2 protein-coding genes are annotated in these 1,495 nt (G+C 62.3%); both read left to right on the top strand.

What is annotated here, in order from left to right:
* Window positions 1-760: GPO family capsid scaffolding protein (locus JAB6_RS25995; RefSeq protein WP_070305581.1), on the top strand; the 760-nt coding region annotated here is incomplete at its 5' end.
* Between the two features lie 47 nt (window positions 761-807).
* On the top strand, window positions 808-1,495 hold a 688-nt coding region (locus JAB6_RS26000), incomplete at its 3' end, for a P2 family phage major capsid protein (protein ID WP_070305583.1).

A 1,495-nucleotide genomic window follows, 5' to 3' on the forward strand; every position in this document is an offset into this window, starting at 1 on the left:
CACCGAAGGCGCCACCACGGACGGCCGCAACATCGACCGCGCCACCATCGAGCAGATCGCCGCCACCTACAACCCAAAAACCTACGGCGCGCGCATCTGGCTGGAACACATTCGCGGCATCCTGCCCGACAGCCAGTTCAAGGCCTACGGCGACGTGATCGCCGTGAAAGCAGAGGAAGTGGACACCGATAGTGGCAAGAAACTGGCCCTGTTCGCGCAGATCGAACCCACGCCGGAGCTGGTCGCCATCAACAAGGCGAAACAAAAGCTGTACACCAGCCTGGAAATTCAACCCGACTTTGCCGACTCGTCGCAGCCCTATCTGGTCGGCCTGGGCGTCACCGACAGTCCGGCCAGCTTGGGCACCGAGGCGCTGAAATTCTCCGCTGGCCGCAAGCAGCAAAGCGCCAACCTGTTCACTTCCGCCGTCGAGGTGACGCTGGAATTTGACGAGCCGCAGGGCATCAAGCTGGCCGACGCCGTAAAAAACCTGCTGTCGCGCTTTTCGAATAAATCCGGCGCCGACGCCGCGCAGTTCGCCGACATCAGCGAAGCCGTCGAGGCGCTGGCCGGCCACGTCGTCACCGTCAACGACAACTACACGGGAACCCTGGCCCGCCTGGAGAAAACCGAAACAGCCTTGAAGGCCACGCAGGACGACCTGGCCTCCTTCAAGGCGCAGATGGACGAGGCGCCTGGCAACGGCCCGCGCCGCCCGGCCGCGACCGGCAACGACGGCGCCGTGCAGACCGAGTTCTAAGACCCCGCGCTATCCACCTACCCCATTCAACAACGGAGCACTGATTTATGAAAAAGCAAACGCGCCAGGTCTTTGGCCAATACGAAACCCGCCTGGGCCAGTTGAACGACACGGACAATGTGGCCAAGACGTTCAGCGTCACGCCCAGCGTGCAGCAAAAGCTGGAAAACAAGATGCAGGAATCGAGCGAGTTTCTGTCGAAAGTGAACATCATCGGCGTGACCGAGCAGGAAGGCGAAAAGCTGGGCCTGGGCGTGTCCGGCCCGATTGCCGGCCGCACCAATACCAAGGACAAGGAACGCAAGACGCGCGACCTGTCCACCCTGGACGGCACCAAATACCGCTGCGAGCAAACCAACTTCGACACGCATTTGAACTATGCGAAGTTGGACGCGTGGGCCAAGTTCCCCGACTTCCAGTCGCGCGTGGCCAACGCCATTTTGACGCGCCAGGCGCTGGACCGCATCGTCATCGGCTTCAATGGCGTGAAAGCCATGGCCGACACCGATCTGGATGCCAATCCGCTGCTGCAGGATGTCAACAAGGGCTGGCTGCAGCACCTGCGCGAGCTGGCGCCCGAGCGCGTGCTGGGCCTGGTCGCCGCCGGCATGCCGAGCAAGGTCATCATCGGCGACGTGGACGGCGCCGACTATGCCAACCTGGACGCAGCCGTCACCGATGCCGTCAACCTGCTGGACCCGTGGTATCAGGAAGACACCAATCTGGTGGCCATCG

The organism is Janthinobacterium sp. HH104 (assembly GCF_001758715.1).
Classification (GTDB): Bacteria; Pseudomonadota; Gammaproteobacteria; order Burkholderiales; family Burkholderiaceae_D; genus Janthinobacterium; species Janthinobacterium aestuarii.